Raw genomic sequence first — 19,765 nt, forward strand, 5'->3', positions numbered from 1 at the left:
CAAGCGGAGTAACGCTTCCTCACCGGTGACGCGGGCGCGGGGGAGGCTTCAGTGCTTGCGGCGACGGCCCTTCCCGCCGCGTGCCGGCGCCCTGCTCTCGACAGGCTCCGTGGCGGCGGCCGGGACTGCCGGACGGTCCGCGGAGACCACCAGGGCGGCCAGCAGCGTGGTCACCGGCACCGAGGCGACCAGGCCGATCGAGCCGACCAGGGTGCGCACGATCTCTTCGGCGACCAGTTCGCTGTTGGCGACGGTGCCCACACTGCTCTGCGCGATCGAGAAGAGCAGCAGCAGGGGAAGCGCGGCACCCGCGTACGCCAGGACGAGTGTGTTGACGACCGATGCGATGTGGTCACGGCCGATCCGGATGCCCGCACGGTACAGATCGCGCCAGCCCATCGTCGGGCTGGCCTCGTGCAGCTCCCAGACCGCCGAGGTCTGCGTCACCGTCACATCGTCGAGCACACCGAGCGAGCCGATGATGACGCCCGCGAGCAGCAGACCGCTCATGTCGATGGACGGATACAGGCCGTGGATCAGACCGGTGTTGTCGTCCGTGTTGCCGGTCAGCGCCGCCCAGCCGATGAACTCCGAGCCGAGGATGCCGATCAGCACCAGGGAGAGCAGGGTGCCGAGCACCGCCACCGACGTACGGGCCGAGAGGCCGTGGCACATGTAGAGCGCGATCAGCATGATGGCGCTCGCCCCGACCACGGCCACGACCAGCGGATTCGAGCCCTGCAGGATCGCGGGCAGGATGAAGAAGGTCAGGATCACGAAGCTGATGGCCAGTGCGACCAGTGCCATGACCCCGCGCATCCGGCCCACCACCACGACGGCCAGCGCGAAGATCCCGGCGAGCAGCGCCATCGGGAACTTCCGGTTCACATCGGTGACCGAGTACTGCAGGTCCCTGGGCGCGGAGGGCTCGTACGCGGCCACGACCTTCTCGCCCTCGTGCAACTGCCGTGACTGGTCAGGCTGGATGATCTCCGTGAACGTACGGCCCTTGTCCTTGCCGGTGTCGATCCGGATCGTCGCCTTTTTGCAGTCGCCCGTCGCCTCTTGTTGCGCGGAGGAGCCCTCGGCGGTGGATGTGTCGCCGGTCGGAGTCTCCCCCGACGCGTTCACGGACTTGCAGCTGACCTTGTCGACCTTGGTGACCGTGGCCTGCTGGGTCTGCCGGTCGAAGCCGACGCCGGTGCGTTCATGGGAAGGGGCGCCACCGGGCCAGAGCACCGCGAGACCCACAACGACCGCGGCGGCGAAGGGGATCAGGATGGCCGCGATGACCTTGCGCAGATGCTTGGAGACGGGCGTGGCGGGCCCATGGCTGTGACTGTGCGAGTGCCCGGACCCGTGCCCGTTCCCAGGACCGTGTCCGTCCCCAGGGCCGTGCCCATTCCCCGGTCCAGGTCCATTCCCAGGCCCGTCCCCCGACCCAGACCCATGTCCGCCACCGGGGCCGTGCCCGTGTCCCTCACCCGGTCCGTGCCCATGCCCGACTCCTGGACCGGGGCCGGGGCCACCGCCCGGCCCGTGTCCGCGGCCGTCTCCGGAGCCGGGTCCATAGCCGTCTCCGGGACCGCGTCGGCGCGGCGGCTCGGACGGCGGGAACGGGGGCTGCTGCGTTGTGGTCACCGACCGATCATCGCAAGAACGGCGAGGGCCCTCTGTTCACCGCGCCAGATATGACGCTAGCGTGGAGTCACCTTTGCACACGCGGGAGCTCGGAGCACCGGGCTGAGAGGGCGCTGACCTCCGTCTTAGCGATGTTTCACGTGGAACGAGTGATGTTCCACAAGGAACGTCGGCAGACGGAATCCGCTGCGTCGACCGCCGAACCTGTTACCGGGTAATGCCGGCGTAGGGAGTAGGTCTCATGACCAACAAGGACGTACGCACGCCTGCCTCCAGCCAGATGGGCGGGGTGCCTGCCGCGCCCGAGGGCGAACAGCAGCGGGAGGCCGGGAAGTCCATCGGCTGGCACAAGGGATACGTCGGGGGTTCGCGCCCCGATCTGCGGGTGCCGGTCCGTCAAGTGCACCTCACCAACGGGCAGTCCGTCACGCTGTACGACACCTCCGGCCCGTACACCGATCCGATCGTCGACACCGACGTACGCAGGGGCCTCGCGCCGCTGCGCGAGAACTGGATCATCGCCCGCGGTGACACCGAGGAGTATGCGGGCCGTCCCGTCCGTCCCGAGGACGACGGAATCAAGCACACCTCGCCGCGCGGGGGTCTGCGCAACCTCGACGCGGTCTTCCCGGGGCGGCCGCGCCAGCCGCGTCGAGGTCGTCCCGGAGAGGCGGTCACGCAGCTCGCGTACGCCCGGCGGGGCGAGATCACGCCCGAGATGGAGTTCGTGGCGGTCCGCGAGAACGTCGACCCCGAGGTCGTACGCGAGGAGATCGCCGCCGGTCGCGCGGTGCTGCCCGCGAACGTCAATCACCCGGAGATCGAGCCGATGATCATCGGCAAGCGGTTCCTGGTGAAGGTCAACGCCAACATCGGCAACTCCGCCGTCACCTCCTCCATCGAGGAGGAGGTCGAGAAGATGACCTGGGCGACGCGCTGGGGCGCGGACACGGTCATGGACCTGTCCACCGGTCGCAATATCCACACCACGCGGGAATGGGTCCTGCGCAACTCCCCCGTCCCCATCGGCACGGTGCCGCTCTACCAGGCTCTGGAGAAGGTGGACGGCCGCGCCGAGGAGCTGACCTGGGAGATCTACAAGGACACGGTCATCGAGCAGGCCGAGCAGGGTGTGGACTACATGACGGTCCACGCGGGCGTGCGGCTGCCGTACGTGCCGCTCACCGCGAACCGCAAGACCGGCATCGTCTCGCGCGGCGGCTCGATCATGGCGGCCTGGTGCCTCGCGCACCACAAGGAATCGTTCCTCTACGAGAACTTCGAGGAACTCTGCGAGATCCTCGCGGCGTACGACGTCACGTACTCGCTCGGCGACGGGCTGCGGCCCGGGTCGATCGCGGACGCCAACGACGCGGCTCAGTTCGCGGAGTTGAGGACGCTCGGGGAACTCAACACGATCGCGAAGCGTTTTCATGTACAGACGATGATCGAGGGCCCGGGACACGTCCCGATGCACAAGATCAAGGAGAACATCGACCTTCAGCAGGAGATCTGTGATGAAGCTCCGTTCTATACGCTCGGCCCGCTGACGACGGACGTCGCGCCGGCGTACGACCACATCACCTCCGGCATCGGTGCCGCGATGATCGCCTGGTGGGGCACGGCCATGCTCTGCTACGTCACGCCCAAGGAGCACTTGGGCCTGCCCAATCGTGACGACGTCAAGACCGGCGTCATCACCTACAAGATCGCCGCCCACGCAGCCGACCTCGCCAAGGGGCACCCAGGTGCGCAGGAATGGGACGACGCACTGTCCGACGCCCGCTTCGAGTTCCGGTGGGAGGACCAGTTCAACCTCGCCCTCGACCCGGACACGGCACGGGAGTTCCACGACGAGACCCTGCCCGCCGAACCCGCCAAGACGGCGCACTTCTGCTCCATGTGCGGCCCGAAGTTCTGCTCGATGAAGATCAGCCAGAGCATCACGGAGCAGTTCGGCGGTACGGCGGCCGCGGGGGCGTCGGCTGAAGAGGTCGCCGAGGGGATGCTGCAGAAGTCCAGGGAGTTCGCCGCCGCGGGCAACCGGGTCTATCTGCCACTCGCGGACTGAGGCGCTCGCGGACTGAGCCGCACGCACGCGCAGTCGTGCCCGGGGCCGTTCGCGGCGTACATCAGGCGCAACGAACGGCTCCCGGGCCGGGTTCTCTCGGCAGACTGGGCCCATGACATCGACATCCATGAGCAAGGGCGCCAACCTTCCCGTCGCCGCCGGGGCGGTGCGGGCCGTGCTCGGCTGGAGAGGAGGGGCCGGTGCGCCGGACGCGGATGCCTCGGCGCTGCTGCTCGGCCCGGGCGGACGCGTGCGGGACGACGGGGACTTCGTCTTCTACAACCAGCCGCAGCACGCCTCCGGCGCCGTACGGCATCTCGGGAAGCAGCGGGACGGTGCTGCCACGACGGACACCGTCGAGGTGGACCTGCGTGCCCTGGAACCGGAGATCGAGCGGGTCGTCCTGTGCGCCTCGGCCGATGGCGGCACCTTCGGCGGGCTGTCCGGACTGACGCTGCGGATGCTCGATGCCGGGACCCAGCAGGAGATCGCGCGCTTCGAGATGGAGGCCACGACGGAGACGGCATTCATCGGGGGCGAGCTGTATCTGCGGGGAGGTCAGTGGAAGTTCCGGGCGGTCGGGCAGGGGTACGCGTCCGGGCTGGCCGGTCTCGCCACCGACTTCGGTATCAGCGTGGAGTCCGACGGGGCCGGTACGTCCGGGCCGGAGCCGTCGGTTTCGCCCAGGGGCACAGCGGCGGTCTCGCCCGCGCTCCCGCCGACGGGCTCGCGGACGGCCGCTCCCACCGCTGCGGGCGCCCCGCCGGCACCCCCGGCACCCCCGGCACCCCCGGCACCCCCGGCTTCCTCCCCGCGTCTCAGCAAGGGCGAGGAACGGTTGCCGGTGGACATGCGCAAGCGGCTCTCGTTGCGTAAGGAGCAGGTGGCGGTCAGCCTGCGGAAGCACGGTGCGGAGGGGGTCACGGCGCGCGTCGTGTTGATCCTCGACGCCTCCGGCTCCATGTCGTTCCTGTACTCGAAGGGTGTCGTGGCCGACGTGGTGGAGCGGATGGCCGCGGTGGCGGCGCAACTGGATGACGACGGGGTGATGCAGGCGTGGACGTTCGCCTCCCATGCCGCCCGGCTGCCGGACCTCAGTCTGGGCGAGCTGCCCGAGTGGCTGGAGCTCCATGTCCGGGTCGGTGAGCTGAGCCTGTTCCGGCGGAGCAACAAACCGCGGAAGGGCCTGCTGCCGGGGCAGGTGGACATGCGGTCGGTCGGCATCCAGAACGAGGAGCAGAAGGCGATCGCCGAGGTGCGCACGTATGTACGAGAGCACCCGGCTGTCGATCCCACGCTGGTGTTGTTCTTCTCCGACGGCGGTGTCTATCGGAACAAGGCGATCGAGCAGGAGCTGAGGGACGCGGTGGAGGAGCCGATCTTCTGGCAGTTCGTGGGCCTGGGACGGTCGAACTACGGCGTACTGGAGCGGTTCGACACGCTGCCCGGTCGGCGCGTCGACAACGTGGGGTTCTTCGCGGTGGACGACATCAGCGTCGTACCGGACCCGGAGTTGTACGACCGGCTGCTATCCCAGTTCCCGGCCTGGATGACGGCGGCCCGGGGGCTCGGCATCATCTGACGGGGCGCGCCGGCACCGTACGAGTGGGACGAGTGAGGCGGGCGCCGGTGAAGGGGCGGGCAGCGGCAAAAGGGCCCGCGCCGTATCGACGCAGGCCCCTCGTTCCCGTCACCCCGGTGTCGGCCCGCCGGGTGTCACTCCGGCTGGTGCTCGGGCCCCCCGAAGTCCGGGCTGGTGAAGTCCGGGCTGGTGAAGCTCGGGCGCGGACCCGCGGCGGGTCCGCCGTCGGGGCTGCTGAACCCCGGCCGGTTGTAGCCGAGGTGCGGCATGCGGCCGGTGGTCGGTGTCGGTGACGGACGGGTCAGTGCCGCCGTGCCCGGATCGGCGAGGGCCTCCCGGAGGAACGGCATGATGCCGCGCTCCAGCAGGGCCTCGCGCCAGGCTTCCCTGGCCCGGGCCACCTCCGCGTTGAGCTCGCCGGGTGCTCCGGCCTGGAGCGAGGACGAGCCGTTGCGCAGAGCGGTGAGCAGCAGCCCGACCGCGGCGACCAGGATGGCGGCCGCCGTGACCGCGCCGAAGACCCACCCGGTGGTCAGCAGGGTCTGGGCGAACGCCAGCTCGGGAGTGAGGACCTTCAGGATGAATCCCACGAGCAGGAAGATCACCGCGGCTGTTCCGGCGAGGACGGGGGCGAGCACCGCGACGACGGCGATCGCGCCGGCTCCGGCGGTCTCGGTGACCTCGCCCATGGTGGCGGCGAGCCCCATCGCGGTCGCGCCGGGCTCCGCGGAGCCCGCTCCTTCGCTCACGGTTGGGGTGGACGGCGCCGGGCGGCGCAGTTCCTCGCGGACCTTCACGTAGTGCGCGTACTCGGTCGCCGCGGCCGCCGTGATGAGTGCGGTGGCGTTGAGCGCCATGGTGCGCAGCTGTTCGGCGTTGAGCCGCTGGCCGACAGCGGCGAGTTCCGGGCGGTGTGGGGCGGAGCGCAGCGCCTCATCGAGGATCCGCTCGTATTCCTGGCGGTCCTCGCTCAGCAGGTGCTGCGGAACGCTGTTCATGTGCATCCCCCGATGCTCCGTAGGGCTGGTGGCTCGCACGCTGACGAGCCGTCGGGCAGAAACGGAGGGGAGCCTGCTACGGATAAGCCGATGGTAGAGCGGTGACGGCACGCCGTGACAGGGGGTTTCCAGAAATTGCCCCCTGGCCAGCGCCGTCCTTCGTGAGGGACGTCTGCCCGAAGAACCCTCAGCTATCCAGGGGCAGTTGCTGGACCAGCAGTTTTCCGGCCATGGTCACTCCGCCGTCCATCGCGATGGCCAGTCCGTCGGCGTAAAGATGTGGTCCCTCGACCACGGGGCCAGCGGTGTCCTCGCCGTCCTCCGAGCCGACCTCGCCCAGGAGGTACGGGATGGGGCTGTGGCCATGGACGACGCGGGTGCCGCCGTAGGTGTCCAGCAGGGACAGCGCCGCCTCGGCGCCGCCGTCGTCGCGGAAGGCGAAGCGTCTGGTGAACTTCCGGAAGAGGTCCCAGCACTCGTCCGCGTCGTTGCGTGTGAGGGTTTCGCGGATGGTGTCGTTGACCGCTTCGATCGAGTCGCCGTAGTCGAGGTAGGCGGTGGTGTCGGAGTGCACGAGGAGGTGCCCGTCGACCTGCTCCATGGCGTCCAGGCGGGCCATCCACTGCAGGTGGTGGTCCTGGAGGCGGTCCATGTCGGTCTTCTGGCCGCCGTTGAGCAGCCACGCGGCCTGGAAGGTGGCGGTGCCCGCGCCGGAGTTGACGGGGGTGTCGCCGAACCGCTTGGCGCCGAGCAGCAGCAGCTCGTGGTTGCCCATGAGCGCCTTGCAGTAGCCGCCGACCGCGGCCGCCTCGGCGGACAGCCGCATCACGAGGTCGATCACGCCGATGCCGTCGGGGCCGCGGTCGGTGAAGTCGCCGAGGAACCACAGGCGCGCGGTCCCGGCGGACCAGTTGCCCGCGGCGTCGAGGAGGCCCTGCTCCTGGAGCGCGGCGACCAGCTGGTCGAGGTAGCCGTGCACGTCGCCCACCACGTACAGCGGACCCGGCCCGTCGGCGGGCTGGGGGGCCGCCACTGCGGCGGGGTCCACGACGACCTGCACGGTGTCGCCCCGGTTGATGACGGGCAGGTCCCGCCGGGTGGGCGTGTAGCCCTCGGGCTCCTCGCCGACTCCGGCCGTCTCGCCGGGAGCTGCGCTCGGCGGGTACGGACCGGTCTCGTGGATGTACGCGGGCACCCGGAAGTCGCGCAACGTCTCCGTCCGCACCGCCTCGGGTCCCTGACCGGCCCCCTGAGTCATCGACCCCTCCACCACCATCGCGCCGCATCTGCACCGGATCGGACTGCCTGGTCGCAGCGGCCCGCGGTGTCGTGGGCCCATCATAGGAATGCGGATCGCGCCATGTGATGACCCAGGGGTGGTGAATCGGAGCAGGAGCCCTGTTCGCCACGGTTTTCGCCCGAATTGGGCGGGGCTTTCCCTGGTGGATGCCCCGCCGCCGACATGACGGACGTCAACCTCAGCGTACGCCGGGCCACTCCTCCCCGGGTGACCCGGACTACCCCTTCTCGGGTGACCGGGGCGGGCTGACCGTCGTACGGGGTGGACGCCGCTCGGAGGAGGTCCGCACGATCAGCTCCGTCGGTATGACCTGTTCGACGGGTTGGTCGGTTTCCGCACCCTCGATGGCGTCGATGAGGAGCTGGACGACGGCGGTGCCGATGCGGCGTGGTTTGAGCGAGAGGGTGGTGATGGGCGGCTCGGTGCTGGCGTAGACGGTGGACTCGCTGCAGCAGACCAGCAGCAGGTCGTCCGGGACGCGCAGTCCGTAGCGCCGGGCCGCGGCCAGCAGATCGGTGCCGTTGGGGTCGAAGAGGCCGTAGACCGCGTCGGGGCGGTCGGGCCGGGCCAGCAGCCGGTCCGCGGCGACGGCGCCCGCACAGGGGTCGTGGGCCGGGTAGGCCTCGTACACCGGATCCTGTCCTACCCGCTCGCACCAGTGCAGATACGCGGTGGTGGACAGGTGGGTATAGGTGTCGGTGGAGGTGCCGGTGAGGAGGCCGATGCGGCGGGCGCCGGCGTCGGCGAGGTGGTCGAGGATGTCCAGGACGGCGGCTTCGTGGTCGTTGTCGACCCAGGCGGTGACGGGCAGCGTGCCGGCGGGGCGGCCGTCGGAGACGACGGGTAAGCCCTGACGGACGAGTTCGCTGACCACGGGGTCCTGGTCGGAGGGGTCGATGACGACGGTTCCGTCGAGGGCGACGTTGGACCAGACGTCGTGGCGTGAGGTGGCGGGGAGGATGACCAGGGCGTAGCCGCGGGCGAGTGCGGCGGAGGTGGCGGCTCTGGCCATCTCGGCGAAGTAGGCGAATTCGGTGAAGGTGAAAGGTTCATCCCCGTAGGTGGTCACGGTCAGGCCGATGAGGCCGGACTTGCCGGTACGGAGGGTGCGGGCGGCGGCCGACGGGCGATAGCCCAGCCGGTCGGCGACTTCACGGACGTGGCGTCGGGTGGCGTCCGGGAGCCGGCCCTTGCCGTTGAGGGCGTCGGAGACGGTTGTGATGGAGACGCCTGCGGCCGCGGCGACGTCTCTGATTCCCGCCCGGCCTGGTCGACCGCCTCGGCGGGTAGTCTCCGCCCGGCTCACCTGGTGCTTCCCTGCTGCTGTCATGGCAGGCCGATAGTAGGGCTCATGCGGTGGGGTAGTGCGGACGCATATGCACGCGTTGACAGGCACGTTTCTGCATGATCAACAAGGCCCTACTCCCTTTGAAACCAAGTCAGTTAAACGATCCAATGGCAGTACGTGACGCGTCGGCGCGCATGGGCCTGCCAAGTGGGTCATGTTTCGAAGAGGTCTCAACTCACCTGCACGGGTGATGCGCGCTACGGCGTGAGCCACCAGCGCACAGCCTTGAAGACAACGCGCCCCCCGATTCATACGCCTTCGTACGAGGATGACCGCGGAGTCCGCACGGCGACGGTTGCCGGGGAGTATGACGATGATCACCAAGGCGTACGCGGCGGGGCGTCGGCCCGGGCCAGGGACGTCGCGTGGTTGTCCCCGGCCCATTCGCAGCGGCGCCGAATCCTCATAAGGTGAGAAGCATTGGTAGCCGGTGGTGGTCATGAGCCAGCGGTGGTCGCGAGGAGGACTGCGGTGAGCGAGACGAGCCCCAAGCTGCGTGCCGAGCTGGAGGGTATCCCCACCTACAAGCCGGGCAAGCCCGCCGCGGCCGGCGCGGTGGCGTACAAGCTGTCCTCCAACGAGAACCCCTACCCGCCGCTGCCCGGGGTGATGGAGAGCGTGACCGCCGCGGCCGGTACGTTCAACCGCTACCCGGACATGGCGTGCACCGGACTGATGAGCGAGCTGTCGGACCGCTTCGGGGTCCCCCTCTCGCACCTGGCGACCGGCACCGGTTCGGTCGGGGTGGCCCAGCAGCTGCTGCAGGCGACCAGTGGACCGGGCGACGAGGTGATCTACGCCTGGCGGTCCTTCGAGGCGTACCCGATCATCACGCAGATCAGCGGGGCGACCTCGGTAAGGGTGCCGCTGACCTCGGACGAGGTGCACGACCTGGACGCCATGGCTGACGCGATCACCGACAGAACGCGGCTGATTTTCGTCTGCAACCCGAACAACCCGACCGGCACCGTGGTGCGCCGGGCCGAGCTGGAGCGATTCCTCGACCGGGTACCTGGCGATGTCCTGGTGGTCCTGGACGAGGCGTACCGCGAGTTCATCCGGGACGTCGAGGTGCCGGACGGCGTTTCGATCTACCGCGACCGTCCCAACGTCTGTGTGCTGCGCACCTTCTCCAAGGCGTACGGGCTCGCGGGTCTGAGGGTCGGTTTCGCGATCGCGCACGAGCCGGTGGCCGCGGCGCTGCGCAAGACGGCGGTGCCCTTCGGGGTGAGCCAGCTCGCGCAGGACGCGGCGGTCGCCTCGTTGCGCGCCGAGGACGAGCTGCTCGGCCGGGTCGGCGCCCTGGTGTGTGAGCGCAACCGCGTGGTCGAGACGTTGCGCGGTCAGGGCTGGACGGTGCCCGAGACGCAGGCCAACTTCGTGTGGCTCAGGCTGGGGGAGCGCACGCTCGAATTCGCCGCCCACTGCGAGCAGGCCGGGGTCGTCGTGCGGCCCTTCGCCGGGGAAGGGGTGCGCGTGACGATCGGCGAGACCGAGGCGAACGACATCTTCCTCAAGGCGACCGAGGGGTTCCGCAAGGAGCTCTGACGTCACATCCCCACTGACAACCCCGCTGTTCCGGTGCCTCGCGGCGCCGTAACAGCGGGGTTGTCTTCGTCGGTCCGCAGGACGCCGTGGTCCGGTCCGGAGGACACCTTGGTGTGTTCGAGACCTTCCGAGGGGTTGACGCAAAGGGGGACCCCCCTTCGAGGGTCGAATGCGGGTGCGTCATAATTGCTTGTGAATGTGAACGCGTTCACAAGCGTGTCCCGGTTGTCCCGTGATGTATGTAGCAAAAGGGGCAAACTGCCGCTGTAACCACGGCGGCGTAAGGAGACTGACGACGTGGAACTGGCTTTGGCACCGGAGACTCTGGCTCGGTGGCAGTTCGGCATCACCACCGTCTACCACTTCCTCTTCGTCCCTCTGACGATCTCGCTCGCCGCTCTCACGGCGATTCTGGAGACCGCCTGGGTGCGGACGGGCAAGGAGCACTACCTCAGGGCGACCAAGTTCTGGGGAAAGCTGTTCCTGATCAACATCGCCATGGGTGTCGTGACCGGCATTGTGCAGGAGTTCCAGTTCGGCATGAACTGGTCCGACTACTCGCGCTTCGTCGGTGACGTGTTCGGTGCCCCGCTTGCCTTCGAGGCCCTGATCGCCTTCTTCTTCGAGTCCACCTTCATCGGGCTGTGGATCTTCGGCTGGGACAAGCTGCCGAAGAAGGTGCACCTCGCCTGTATCTGGGTGGTCTCCATCGGCACGATCCTGTCGGCGTACTTCATCATGGCGGCCAACTCCTTCATGCAGCATCCGGTCGGCTACCGGCTGGTGAAGAAGGCGGACGGCACGATGCGCGCCGAGCTGACCGACTTCCCCAAGGTGCTCTTCCAGGAGACGGCGCTCGTCAACTTCTGGCATGTGATCAGCGCGTCCATCCTGGTCGGCGGCGCCTTCATGACCGGGATCGCCGTCTTCCACCTGCGCAAGAAGCGGCACGTCCGCACCATGCGGATGTCGCTGCGGCTCGGCCTGGTCACCGCGCTGGTCGGAACGCTCCTCACCGTCGTCAGCGCCGACACCCTCGGCAAGGTGATGTACGAGCAGCAGCCGATGAAGATGTCGGCCGCCGAAGCCCTGTGGGACTCGCAGCAGCCCGCGCCCTTCTCGCTCTTCGCGTACGGCGATGTGGCCAAGGGCCACAACACCGTCGCCATCGAGATCCCGGGGATACTTTCCTTCCTCGCCAAGAACGACTTCAACGCCAAGATCCCCGGCATCAACGACATCAACAAGTCCGAACAGGAGAAGTTCGGGCCCGGTGACTACCGGCCCAACATCCCCACCGCCTACTGGGCGTACCGCTGGATGATCGGCTTCGGCGGGGTCTCGATGGCCCTGTGCACCGCCGGCCTCTGGCTGACCAGGCGGAAGTTCTGGCTGGCGCCGGAACACCGCACCGGGGACGAGGACGTCCCGAAGCTCATGCTCACCAAGAACATGGAGCTGACGCCGAAGCTCGGCATCTGGTGGTGGCGGCTGTCCCAGTGGACGTTGATCTTCCCGCTCATCGGCATCTCCTGGGGCTGGATCTTCACCGAGACGGGGCGTCAGCCCTGGGTGGTGTACGGCCTGTTGAGGACCAGGGACGCGGTCTCGCCCGGGGTTTCCCAGGCGGAGGTGCTGACCTCGCTGATCGTGTTCACCCTCATCTACGCGATCCTCGCCGTCATCGAGGTGAAGCTGATGCTCAAGTACGTGAAGCAGGGTCCGCCGGAGCTCACCGAGGCCGACCTCAACCCGCCCACCAAGATCGGCGGCGACCCCCATGACGCCGACAAGCCGATGGCCTTCTCCTACTAGGCCCAGGGAGCTGCTGAGTCATGGAACTCCACGACGTCTGGTTCGTCATCATCGCGGTCCTGTGGACCGGCTACTTCTTCCTGGAGGGTTTCGACTTCGGGGTCGGCGTCCTCACCAAGCTGCTGGCCCGCGACCGCACCGAGAAGCGGGTCCTCATCAACACCATCGGACCCGTCTGGGACGGCAACGAGGTGTGGCTGCTCTCGGCGGGCGGCGCGACCTTCGCCGCCTTCCCGGAGTGGTACGCCACGCTCTTCTCCGGCTTCTATCTGCCGCTGCTGCTCATCCTGGTCTGCCTGATCGTGCGCGGAGTCGCCTTCGAGTACCGGGTGAAGCGGCCTGAGGAGAACTGGCAGCGCAACTGGGAGGCAGCGATCTTCTGGACCTCGCTCGTCCCCGCGTTCATGTGGGGCGTGGCCTTCGGCAACATCGTGCACGGAGTGAAGATCGACAAGAACTTCGAGTACGTGGGCAACTTCGGTGACCTGCTCAACCCGTACGCGCTCCTGGGCGGTCTGGTCACCCTGACGCTGTTCACCTTCCACGGGACCGTGTTCGTGGGGCTCAAGACCGTCGGGGACATCCGGGAGCGGGCGCGCAAGCTTTCGCTCGGGGTCGGGCTGGTGGCGGCCGTGGTGGCACTCGTCTTCCTGATCTGGACCCAGGCCGACAACGGCGACGCGAAGTCCCTGGCAGCGTTGATCGTGGCCGTGGCCGCCCTCGTCGCCGCGATCGCGGTGGCCCAGACGGGGCGCGAGGGCTGGGCGTTCGCGCTGTCGGGGCTCACCATCGTGGCGGCCGTCGCGATGCTCTTCCTGACGCTCTTCCCGAACGTCATGCCGTCCTCCCTCAACCCGGACTGGAGCCTGACGGTCAGCAACGCCTCGTCGTCTCCCTACACCCTGAGGATCATGACCTGGTGCGCGGGAATCGCCACACCGATGGTCCTGCTCTACCAGTCGTGGACGTACTGGGTGTTCCGCAAGAGGATCGGTACGCATCACATCGCCGCGGATGTTGCGCACTGAGTCTGGCCTCATGGGCTGAATCCGACCTCATGGACCAAGTCCGACCCAAGGGCATGTTTCACGTGAAACATGCCGGATGAGCCGAGGGTGTGTTTCACGTGAAACCGATCGATCCACGTCTGCTGCGGTACGCCCGCGCCACCCGCTTCTTCCTCATGGCGGTCGTGGGGCTGGGCGCGGCCGGGGCGGCTCTGGTCATTGCCCAAGCGATGCTCATCGCCGAAGTGGTCGTCGGCGCTTTCCAGCACGGTCACTCGGCTTCCGAACTCCGGACGCCCCTGGTCCTGCTGGTCGCGGTCGCCATCGGGCGAGCGGTTGTCTCCTGGCTCACCGAACTTGCCGCGCACCGGGCGAGCGCGGCAGTCAAGTCGGAGTTGCGGGGGCGGTTGCTGGAGCGGGCGGCCGCGCTCGGCCCCGGGTGGCTGAGCGGGCAGCGGACCGGGTCGCTGGTCGCCCTCGCCACACGGGGAGTGGACGCGCTCGACGACTACTTCTCGCGCTACCTCCCCCAGTTGGGACTCGCGTTCGTGGTGCCCGTGGCCGTGCTCGCGCGGATCGTCACCGAGGACTGGGTGTCGGCGGCGATCATCGTCGTCACCCTGCCGCTCATCCCCGTCTTCATGGCGCTGATCGGCTGGGCCACCCGGGCCCAGATGGACCGTCAGTGGCGACTGCTGTCCCGGCTCTCGGGGCACTTCCTGGATGTGGTCGCCGGTCTGCCCACACTCAAGGTCTTCGGGCGGGCCAAGGCGCAGGCCGAGTCGATCCGGCGGATCACCGGTGAGTACCGCCAGGCGACCATGCGGACGCTGCGGATCGCCTTCCTGTCGTCCTTCGCGCTGGAACTGCTCGCCACGATCTCGGTCGCCCTGGTCGCGGTGACCATCGGGATGCGGCTCGTCCACGGCGACATGGATCTGTACGTCGGGCTCGTCATCCTCGTCCTCGCTCCCGAGGCGTATCTGCCGCTGAGGCAGGTGGGGGCGCAGTACCACGCCGCCGCAGAGGGGCTCGCGGCGGCGGAGGAGATCTTCTCGGTGCTGGAGACCCCGGTGCCGGCCACCGGTTCGCTCGTCGCGCCGGAGGGGGAGATCGGCTTCGAGGGAGTGACGGTCCGGTATCCGGGGCGCTCCGGGGACGCGGTCTCCGATGCCTCCTTCGTCGTCGGACCCGGTGAGACGGTGGCCCTCGTCGGCCCGAGCGGTGTGGGCAAGTCCACGCTGCTGAACGTGCTGCTGGGGTTCGTGGAGCCCGTCGCGGGGCGGGTGCGGATCGGAGGAGTCGATCTCACCGAGGCCGATGTGGAGGAATGGCGGTCCCGGGTGGCGTGGGTGCCCCAGCGGCCGCACCTCTACGCCGGCTCGATCGCCGAGAACGTACGGCTCGCCCGGCCGGACGCCGACGACGCGGCGGTGCGGCGGGCGCTGGCCGACGCGGGGGCGCTGGAGTTCGTGGACGCCCTGCCCGACGGGGTCGGGACGGTCCTCGGCGAGGACGGCAGCGGACTCTCCGCCGGGCAGCGTCAACGTCTCGCACTGGCCCGGGCGTTTCTCGCGGACCGGCCCGTGCTGCTGCTCGACGAGCCGACGGCTTCGCTGGACGGGGCGACGGAGGCGGAGGTCGTGGCGGCGGTGCGCAGGCTCGCCGTCGGCCGGACGGTACTGCTGGTGGTGCACCGACCCGCGCTGCTGGAGGTGGCCGACCGGGTGGTGCGACTCGAGGCCGTGGCGTCGGTCGTCGCGACCGGTTCCGTCCCCGGCGAGGGCGCGAAGGGGCTCAGGCCGGTCGAGCCGGAGGGCGTGCCCGCGGCCGCTACCGAAGAGGCCCACGCGGCCCTTCCGGGACGCCGAGGCGTGCTCGCCCGGGTCCGCGCGACGGCCGGCCCCCGGAGCGGTCGTTTCGCGCTCGCCCTTCTCCTCGGGAGCCTCGCCCTCGGAAGTGCCGTCGGGCTGATGGCCACCTCCGGGTGGCTGATCTCGCGGGCGTCGCAGCAGCCGCCGGTGATGTATCTGATGCTGGCCGTGACCGCCACGCGGGCGTTCGGGATCGGCCGGGCCGTCTTCCGGTACGCGGAGCGGCTCGTGTCGCACGACGCGGTGCTGCGGATGCTGGCCGACACCCGGGTCGCCGTCTACCGACGCCTTGAGCGCCTGGCCCCCGCCGGACTGCGCTCGGCCCGGCGGGGCGACCTGCTGTCGCGGCTCGTGGCCGACGTGGACGCCCTGCAGGACTACTGGCTGCGGTGGCTGTTGCCGGCCGGGGCGGCGCTCCTCGTGTCCGCCGCCTCCGTCGGCTTCACCGCCTGGCTGCTCCCCGAGGCCGGGGCCGCCCTCGCCGCCGGGTTGCTGGCGGCCGGTGTCGGTGTCCCGCTTCTGACCGGCGCCGTGGCGCGCCGCGCCGAGCACCGGCTGTCCCCCGCTCGCGGCGTCCTGGCGACCAGGGTGGCCGACCTCCTCACCGGGACGGCCGAGTTGACGGTCGCGGGCGCGCTGCCCACCCGTACGGCCGAGGCGCGACGGGCCGACACCGTGCTGACCCGCATCGCTTCCCGGGCCGCCACCGCGACCGCGCTCGGCGACGGGCTCACCGCGCTGGCGACCGGACTGACCGTCGCGGCGACCGCCCTCGTGGGCGCCCAGGCGGTCGCCGGCGGGCGACTGGGCGGCGTGGCGATGGCCGTGGTCGTCCTCACCCCGCTGGCGGCGTTCGAGGCCGTCCTGGGGCTGCCGCTCGCCGTCCAGTACCGGCAGCGGGTGCGCAGGAGCGCGGAGCGTGTGTACGAGGTGCTGGACGCCCCCGATCCCGTACGCGAACCGGAGCTTCCGCAGCCGGCGCCCGCGTCACCGTTCCCGTTGGGCGTACAGGGGCTCAGGGCGCGCCATGTCGGACAGGACCGGGACGCGCTCGCCGGCCTCGACCTGACCCTCGAACAGGGCCGCAGGGTCGCCGTCGTGGGCCCCTCCGGCTCCGGCAAGACCACACTCGCACAGGTGCTGCTGCGGTTCCTGGACGCGGAGGCGGGGACCTACACGCTGGGCGGCGCGGACGCGTACGGGATGGACGGGGACGACGTGCGCCGACTGGTCGGGCTCTGCGCTCAGGACGCGCACCTCTTCGACAGCACGGTGCGCGAGAACCTCCTGCTGGCCCGGAAGAACGCCACCGAGGCCGAGCTGCGCGACGCGCTCGCGCGGGCCCGGCTCCTGGAGTGGGCGGACGGACTGCCCGCCGGACTCGACACACTGATCGGCGAGCACGGGGCGCGGCTGTCCGGTGGTCAGCGCCAGCGGCTGGCGCTCGCTCGTGCGCTGCTGGCCGACTTCCCCGTGCTCGTCCTCGACGAGCCCGCGGAACACCTCGACCTGCCGACGGCCGACGCGCTCACCGCGGACCTGCTGGCCGCGACCGAGGGCCGTACGACGCTGCTGATCACCCATCGGCTGGCCGGTCTCGCGGCGGTGGACGAGGTGATCGTGCTGGCGGCGGGACGGGTGGCGCAGCGGGGTGCGTACGCGGAGCTGTCGGTGGTGGAGGGGCCTTTGCGGGAGATGCTGGAGCGGGAGGCGGCGGGGGATCTGCTGGTCGGGGCGGCGGCGCGCTAGCGACTCCCCGGGCAACGGTCCGACTTTCCGGCCCAAACGGTCCGACTTTCCGGTCCAAAGGGGACTAACTACTCTCGAGGCATGTCAGTGGTTCCCGCCTCCCCCCGTCCGGACGGCGGCCCGGACGTGCCGCGGCTGCTGGAGGCGGTGCGGTCGATCGGGTCGGGGCTGGAGCTGCATTCGACGCTGGACCGGATCTGCGAGAAGGCGGCCGAGCTGGCGGACGCGCGCTACGCCGCCATCGGGGTCGTGGCGGCAGACGGTGAGGGACTCGCGGACTTCGTCTTCCACGGCGTCGACGAGGAGACCGCCCGGCGGATCGGGCGGCTGCCCGACGGACACAAGGGGCTGCTCGGAGCGCTCATCCACGACCCGGCGCCGGTACGGCTCGCGCGGCTGGACGAGGACGTGCGCGCCTGCGGGTTCCCCGAGCACCATCCGGCGATGCGCAGCTTCCTGGGGGTCCCGATCCGGGTGCAGGGGGAGATCTTCGGGAATCTGTACCTGGCCGAGAAACGCGGCGACGGCCCGTTCACCGACGACGACCTCAAGATGGTCCGCGTGCTGGCCGCGGAGGCGGGTATCGCGATCGGCAACGCCCGGCTGTACGAGGCCGCCCAGCAGCGCGAACGGTGGATCGACGGCTCGGTGGCCGTGACCCGGGCACTCCTGTCGGCCGACGACGCCGAGGACGCGCTCCAGGTCGTCGCGGAACAGGCCCGCAGGCTCTCCGGATCGGTGGCCGGGATCGTGCTGCTGCCCGCCGCGGAGGGCGGTCTGGAGATCAGCGCGGTCGCCAAGGACCGCCCGTCGAAGGTGCTGGGAGCCGTCGTCCCGCCGGAGAGCGAACTGGTCGCCGAACTCCTCGGCGGAGAGCCCGTGTTCCTCGACGACGCGGCCACCGACCCGCGCATGGTCACCGACTTCGCCCGCGAGTACGGGCCGACGATGATGCTTCCCCTGCAGAGCGACGGCCGTCTCCTGGGGGCCCTCGTCACTCCCCGGGAACGGGGCGGGCGTCCTTTCACCGAGACCGAGCGCACCCTCGCCGGGCACTTCGCCTCGCAGGCCGCGCTCGCGCTGATGATGGCCGAGGCACAGCGCGACCGGGAGCGGCTCGCGGTCTACGAGGACCGTGACCGGATCGCCCGTGACCTGCACGACCTCGTCATCCAGCGGCTGTTCGCCACCGGCATGATGTTGGAGAGCGCCCAGCGGAACTCGGCCGTGCCCGAGGTGCGGCAGGGCGTCGAAAAGGCGGTCGACGAACTCGACGTCACCATTCAGGAGATCCGCACCGCCGTCTTCGCGCTCCAACAGGGACCTGCCGAAGTGCCGTCCGGGCTGTGCGCCCGGGTGCTGCGGGAGATCAACATGGCCGCCGTGCCGCTCGGCTTCAAGCCCACGCACCGCTTTGTCGGGCCCGTCGACACGGCGGTCGGTGAACTCACGGGCAAGAACCTCATCGCGGCCCTGCGCGAGGCGCTCTCCAACGCCTTCCGGCATGCCGGGGCCTCCCGCATCGACGTCGTCGTCGACGCGACGGTCGTCCTGCCGGACGGTCGGCAGGGTGTCCGGCTGACCGTCGAGGACAACGGCGTCGGCATCCCCGAGGGCGGCCGGCGCAGCGGCCTGCGCAATCTCGGGCGGCGCGCCGAGTCACTGGGCGGCGACAGCTGGTACGGACCGGGACCCGGAGCCGACGGCGCCGGTACGACGGTGGTGTGGCAAGCGCCGCACGTTCCGCAGGCGGAGCCGCTTTAGAACCCTGGGCACGGGACCGGTTCGAACGCGGGCGCGGAACCGGGTTGGAACCCCGTGGTGCGGAACCGGTTCGGAACCCCGGGCCGTTGTGGAACCGCCGGTCCTGCCCGGCCGCTCCTACATGCCCAGCCGCTCCTACAACCGCTCGGCGAGGATCTTCTCGATGACGACCGCCACGCCGTCCTCGTTGTTGGCGACCGTGCGACCGGAGGCCGCGGCGATCACGGCGGGGTGCGCGTTGCCCATCGCGTACGACGTGCCCGCCCAGGTCAGCATCTCGACGTCGTTCGGCATGTCTCCGAAGGCGACGACCTCCTCGGGGGAGATACCGCGCTCGGCGCAGCACAGTTCGAGCGTGCTGGCCTTGGAGACGCCGGGGCCGCTGATCTCCAGCAGGGCGCTGGGGCTGGAGCGGGTGATGGTGGCGCGGTCGCCGACGGCGCGACGGGCCACGGTGAGGAAGGCGTCGGGGTCGAGCTCGTGGTGGAAGGCGAGGATCTTGAGCACCGGTTCGCCAGCGCCGGGGGCGTCCGGGGCCAGGAGCTGCTCGGCGGGCGCGAGGGTGTCGGGGGTCTCCATGTGCAGCTTGGGGTACGCGGGCTCCTGGTAGAAGCCGTACGTCTGCTCGACGGCGAACACCGTGCCCGGCGCGGCCTCCCGCAGCAGGCGTACGGCGTCGAGCGCGTTCTCCCGCGCCAGCTCCCGGACCTTGACGAACCGGTGGGCGCCGGGGCCGCCGTGCAGGTCGACCACGGCGGCGCCGTTGCCGCAGATCGCCAGGCCGTGGCCATGGACGTGATCGCTGACGACGTCCATCCAGCGGGCCGGGCGGCCGGTCACGAAGAAGACCTCGATGCCGGCCTCCTCGGCGGCGGCGAGGGCGGCGACCGTGCGCTCGGACACGGACTTGTCGTCGCGCAGGAGGGTGCCGTCGAGGTCCGTGGCGATCAGGCGCGGCGGAAGGGCGGCTGCCGGGGTCTCTGGCTGTCGGGTCGCTGAGGTCACCGGGCCATTCTCGCGCATATGCCCGCACGGCCGTGCGGGAGCCCGCACATGTGAGTGGTTACC

Annotated in this window: 12 protein-coding genes; 7 read left to right on the top strand and 5 right to left on the bottom strand. The window is 69.9% G+C overall.

Annotated elements, in window-relative coordinates:
* Nucleotides 1–48: 48 nt before the first annotated feature.
* Nucleotides 49–1,641, bottom strand: a complete 1,593-nt coding sequence (locus AQJ27_RS33470) for a YibE/F family protein (RefSeq protein WP_079065433.1) — start codon at nucleotides 1,639–1,641, stop codon at nucleotides 49–51.
* 241 nt (nucleotides 1,642–1,882) lie between these two features.
* Between AQJ27_RS33470 and thiC the strand changes: the two genes are divergently transcribed.
* Both thiC and AQJ27_RS33485 read left to right on the top strand, forming a co-directional pair.
* Nucleotides 1,883–3,712 carry a phosphomethylpyrimidine synthase ThiC gene (gene thiC, locus AQJ27_RS33480; protein WP_067376788.1) on the top strand — a complete coding sequence of 610 codons (1,830 nt, stop codon included), beginning with the start codon at nucleotides 1,883–1,885 and terminating at the stop codon, nucleotides 3,710–3,712.
* 112 nt (nucleotides 3,713–3,824) lie between these two features.
* On the top strand, nucleotides 3,825–5,294 hold the full coding sequence (locus AQJ27_RS33485; RefSeq protein WP_067376791.1) for a VWA domain-containing protein: 1,470 nt from the start codon (nucleotides 3,825–3,827) through the stop codon (nucleotides 5,292–5,294).
* A gap of 134 nt (nucleotides 5,295–5,428) precedes the next feature.
* On the opposite strand, the gene AQJ27_RS33490 is transcribed toward AQJ27_RS33485, so the two are convergent.
* The 3 genes from AQJ27_RS33490 to AQJ27_RS33500 form a co-directional block, all read right to left on the bottom strand.
* Complete coding sequence (locus AQJ27_RS33490) at nucleotides 5,429–6,298, bottom strand: hypothetical protein (RefSeq protein ID WP_067376794.1); 870 nt, start codon at nucleotides 6,296–6,298, stop codon at nucleotides 5,429–5,431.
* A gap of 181 nt (nucleotides 6,299–6,479) precedes the next feature.
* Nucleotides 6,480–7,550 carry a metallophosphoesterase gene (locus tag AQJ27_RS33495; RefSeq protein WP_067376797.1) on the bottom strand — a complete coding sequence of 357 codons (1,071 nt, stop codon included), beginning with the start codon at nucleotides 7,548–7,550 and terminating at the stop codon, nucleotides 6,480–6,482.
* A 259-nt stretch (nucleotides 7,551–7,809) separates the two neighbouring features.
* Nucleotides 7,810–8,922 (bottom strand): LacI family DNA-binding transcriptional regulator, encoded by a 1,113-nt coding sequence (locus AQJ27_RS33500; RefSeq protein ID WP_067376804.1) that lies wholly within the window; start codon nucleotides 8,920–8,922, stop codon nucleotides 7,810–7,812.
* A 489-nt stretch (nucleotides 8,923–9,411) separates the two neighbouring features.
* On the opposite strand from AQJ27_RS33500, the gene hisC reads away from it, so the two are divergent.
* From hisC to AQJ27_RS33525, 5 genes are all read left to right on the top strand, one after another.
* Nucleotides 9,412–10,488, top strand: a complete 1,077-nt coding sequence (gene hisC, locus AQJ27_RS33505; protein ID WP_067376807.1) for a histidinol-phosphate transaminase — start codon at nucleotides 9,412–9,414, stop codon at nucleotides 10,486–10,488.
* 297 nt (nucleotides 10,489–10,785) lie between these two features.
* Nucleotides 10,786–12,303 carry a cytochrome ubiquinol oxidase subunit I gene (locus AQJ27_RS33510; protein ID WP_054236914.1) on the top strand — a complete coding sequence of 506 codons (1,518 nt, stop codon included), beginning with the start codon at nucleotides 10,786–10,788 and terminating at the stop codon, nucleotides 12,301–12,303.
* A gap of 20 nt (nucleotides 12,304–12,323) precedes the next feature.
* Nucleotides 12,324–13,331 carry a cytochrome d ubiquinol oxidase subunit II gene (gene cydB, locus AQJ27_RS33515; protein WP_067376810.1) on the top strand — a complete coding sequence of 336 codons (1,008 nt, stop codon included), beginning with the start codon at nucleotides 12,324–12,326 and terminating at the stop codon, nucleotides 13,329–13,331.
* A 98-nt stretch (nucleotides 13,332–13,429) separates the two neighbouring features.
* Nucleotides 13,430–16,933 carry a thiol reductant ABC exporter subunit CydD gene (gene cydD, locus AQJ27_RS33520; RefSeq protein WP_067377201.1) on the top strand — a complete coding sequence of 1,168 codons (3,504 nt, stop codon included), beginning with the start codon at nucleotides 13,430–13,432 and terminating at the stop codon, nucleotides 16,931–16,933.
* An 81-nt stretch (nucleotides 16,934–17,014) separates the two neighbouring features.
* A complete protein-coding gene (locus tag AQJ27_RS33525; RefSeq protein ID WP_067376813.1) occupies nucleotides 17,015–18,697 on the top strand; it encodes a GAF domain-containing sensor histidine kinase in 1,683 nt (560 codons plus the stop codon).
* A gap of 135 nt (nucleotides 18,698–18,832) precedes the next feature.
* On the opposite strand, the gene AQJ27_RS33530 is transcribed toward AQJ27_RS33525, so the two are convergent.
* A complete protein-coding gene (locus AQJ27_RS33530) occupies nucleotides 18,833–19,720 on the bottom strand; it encodes a Cof-type HAD-IIB family hydrolase (protein ID WP_201264378.1) in 888 nt (295 codons plus the stop codon).
* Nucleotides 19,721–19,765: the final 45 nt, after the last annotated feature.

The organism is Streptomyces olivochromogenes, from assembly GCF_001514115.1.
GTDB lineage: Bacteria > Actinomycetota > Actinomycetes > Streptomycetales > Streptomycetaceae > Streptomyces > Streptomyces olivochromogenes.

Bases quoted from the DNA above. Each gene is read 5' to 3' on its own strand.
- thiC (WP_067376788.1), top strand. From the start codon at position 1,883: ATGACCAACAAGGACGTACGCACGCCTGCCTCCAGCCAGATGGGCGGG.
- AQJ27_RS33485 (WP_067376791.1), top strand. From the start codon at position 3,825: ATGACATCGACATCCATGAGCAAGGGCGCCAACCTTCCCGTCGCCGCC.
- AQJ27_RS33490 (WP_067376794.1), bottom strand. From the start codon at position 6,298: ATGCACATGAACAGCGTTCCGCAGCACCTGCTGAGCGAGGACCGCCAG.
- AQJ27_RS33495 (WP_067376797.1), bottom strand. From the start codon at position 7,550: ATGACTCAGGGGGCCGGTCAGGGACCCGAGGCGGTGCGGACGGAGACG.
- AQJ27_RS33500 (WP_067376804.1), bottom strand. From the start codon at position 8,922: ATGACAGCAGCAGGGAAGCACCAGGTGAGCCGGGCGGAGACTACCCGC.
- cydB (WP_067376810.1), top strand. From the start codon at position 12,324: ATGGAACTCCACGACGTCTGGTTCGTCATCATCGCGGTCCTGTGGACC.
- AQJ27_RS33525 (WP_067376813.1), top strand. From the start codon at position 17,015: ATGTCAGTGGTTCCCGCCTCCCCCCGTCCGGACGGCGGCCCGGACGTG.
- AQJ27_RS33530 (WP_201264378.1), bottom strand. From the start codon at position 19,720: ATGCGCGAGAATGGCCCGGTGACCTCAGCGACCCGACAGCCAGAGACC.